This is a genomic window from Pseudomonas sp. Pseusp97 (assembly GCF_047304025.1).
Lineage (GTDB): Bacteria > Pseudomonadota > Gammaproteobacteria > Pseudomonadales > Pseudomonadaceae > Pseudomonas.
This window is the reverse complement of sequence record NZ_JBGLYK010000369.1, coordinates 1-3,068: the sequence shown is the minus strand read 5'-3', so window position 1 is coordinate 3,068 and position 3,068 is coordinate 1. Positions and strand designations below refer to the sequence as shown.

The window sequence follows — 3,068 nt, the reverse complement described above, 5'->3', positions numbered from 1 at the left end:
GTTCTTTAAAAATTTGGGTATGTGATAGAAGTAGACTGAATAATCTCTTTCACTGGTGATTATTCAAGTCAAGGTAAAATTTGCGAGTTCAAGCGCGAATTTTCGGCGAATGTCGTCTTCACGTTCGAGACAATAACCAGATTGCTTGGGGTTATATGGTCAAGTGAAGAAGCGCATACGGTGGATGCCTTGGCAGTCAGAGGCGATGAAAGACGTGGTAGCCTGCGATAAGCTTCGGGGAGTCGGCAAACAGACTTTGATCCGGAGATCTCTGAATGGGGAAACCCACCTGGCATAAGTCAGGTATCTTGCACTGAATACATAGGTGTAAGAGGCGAACCAGGGGAACTGAAACATCTAAGTACCCTGAGGAAAAGAAATCAACCGAGATTCCCTTAGTAGTGGCGAGCGAACGGGGATTAGCCCTTAAGCTTCTTTGAATCTAACAGAACGCTCTGGAAAGTGCGGCCATAGTGGGTGATAGCCCCGTATGTGAAAGGTTCTTTGAAGTGAAATCGAGTAGGACGGAGCACGAGAAACTTTGTCTGAATATGGGGGGACCATCCTCCAAGGCTAAATACTACTGACTGACCGATAGTGAACCAGTACCGTGAGGGAAAGGCGAAAAGAACCCCGGAGAGGGGAGTGAAATAGAACCTGAAACCGTATGCGTACAAGCAGTGGGAGCCTACTTTGTTAGGTGACTGCGTACCTTTTGTATAATGGGTCAGCGACTTATATTCAGTGGCGAGCTTAACCGTATAGGGAAGGCGTAGCGAAAGCGAGTCTTAATAGGGCGTTTTAGTCGCTGGGTATAGACCCGAAACCGGGCGATCTATCCATGAGCAGGTTGAAGGTTAGGTAACACTGACTGGAGGACCGAACCCACTCCCGTTGAAAAGGTAGGGGATGACTTGTGGATCGGAGTGAAAGGCTAATCAAGCTCGGAGATAGCTGGTTCTCCTCGAAAGCTATTTAGGTAGCGCCTCACGTATCACTCCAGGGGGTAGAGCACTGTTTCGGCTAGGGGGTCATCCCGACTTACCAAACCGATGCAAACTCCGAATACCTGGAAGTGTCAGCGTGGGAGACACACGGCGGGTGCTAACGTCCGTCGTGAAAAGGGAAACAACCCAGACCGTCAGCTAAGGTCCCAAAGTTATGGTTAAGTGGTAAACGATGTGGGAAGGCTTAGACAGCTAGGAGGTTGGCTTAGAAGCAGCCACCCTTTAAAGAAAGCGTAATAGCTCACTAGTCGAGTCGGCCTGCGCGGAAGATGTAACGGGGCTCAAACCATACACCGAAGCTACGGGTGCATCGCAAGATGCGCGGTAGAGGAGCGTTCTGTAAGCCTGTGAAGGTGAGTTGAGAAGCTTGCTGGAGGTATCAGAAGTGCGAATGCTGACATGAGTAACGACAATGGGAGTGAAAAACTCCCACGCCGAAAGACCAAGGGTTCCTGCGCAACGTTAATCGACGCAGGGTTAGTCGGTCCCTAAGGCGAGGCTGAAGAGCGTAGTCGATGGGAAACAGGTTAATATTCCTGTACTTCTAGTTACTGCGATGGAGGGACGGAGAAGGCTAGGCCAGCTTGGCGTTGGTTGTCCAAGTTTAAGGTGGTAGGCAGAGATCTTAGGTAAATCCGGGGTCTTAATGCCGAGAGCTGATGACGAGTCATCTTTTAGATGATGAAGTGGTTGATGCCATGCTTCCAGGAAAAGCTTCTAAGCTTCAGGTAACTAGGAACCGTACCCCAAACCGACACAGGTGGTTGGGTAGAGAATACCAAGGCGCTTGAGAGAACTCGGGTGAAGGAACTAGGCAAAATGGCACCGTAACTTCGGGAGAAGGTGCGCCGGCGAGGGTGAAGCATTTACTGCGTAAGCCCATGCCGGTCGAAGATACCAGGCCGCTGCGACTGTTTATTAAAAACACAGCACTCTGCAAACACGAAAGTGGACGTATAGGGTGTGACGCCTGCCCGGTGCCGGAAGGTTAATTGATGGGGTTAGCGAAAGCGAAGCTCTTGATCGAAGCCCCGGTAAACGGCGGCCGTAACTATAACGGTCCTAAGGTAGCGAAATTCCTTGTCGGGTAAGTTCCGACCTGCACGAATGGCGTAACGATGGCGGCGCTGTCTCCACCCGAGACTCAGTGAAATTGAAATCGCTGTGAAGATGCAGTGTATCCGCGGCTAGACGGAAAGACCCCGTGAACCTTTACTGTAGCTTTGCACTGGACTTTGAGCCTGCTTGTGTAGGATAGGTGGGAGGCTTTGAAGCGTGGACGCCAGTCTGCGTGGAGCCATCCTTGAAATACCACCCTGGCATGCTTGAGGTTCTAACTCTGGTCCGTTATCCGGATCGAGGACAGTGTATGGTGGGCAGTTTGACTGGGGCGGTCTCCTCCTAAAGAGTAACGGAGGAGTACGAAGGTGCGCTCAGACCGGTCGGAAATCGGTCGTAGAGTATAAAGGCAAAAGCGCGCTTGACTGCGAGACAGACACGTCGAGCAGGTACGAAAGTAGGTCTTAGTGATCCGGTGGTTCTGTATGGAAGGGCCATCGCTCAACGGATAAAAGGTACTCCGGGGATAACAGGCTGATACCGCCCAAGAGTTCATATCGACGGCGGTGTTTGGCACCTCGATGTCGGCTCATCACATCCTGGGGCTGAAGCCGGTCCCAAGGGTATGGCTGTTCGCCATTTAAAGTGGTACGCGAGCTGGGTTTAGAACGTCGTGAGACAGTTCGGTCCCTATCTGCCGTGGACGTTTGAGATTTGAGAGGGGCTGCTCCTAGTACGAGAGGACCGGAGTGGACGAACCTCTGGTGTTCCGGTTGTCACGCCAGTGGCATTGCCGGGTAGCTATGTTCGGAATAGATAACCGCTGAAAGCATCTAAGCGGGAAACTAGCCTCAAGATGAGATCTCACTGGGAACTTGATTCCCCTGAAGGGCCGTCGAAGACTACGACGTTGATAGGTCGGGTGTGTAAGCGCTGTGAGGCGTTGAGCTAACCGATACTAATTGCCCGTGAGGCTTGACCATATAACACCCAAACAATTTG

Annotated in this window: 1 rRNA gene; it reads left to right on the top strand. The window is 51.4% G+C overall.

Going from position 1 to position 3,068, the window contains the following annotated elements:
• The first annotated feature begins 157 nt into the window (after positions 1 to 157).
• A 23S ribosomal RNA gene (locus ACCC94_RS28930) occupies positions 158 to 3,049 on the top strand.
• The last annotated feature ends 19 nt before the right edge of the window (positions 3,050 to 3,068 follow it).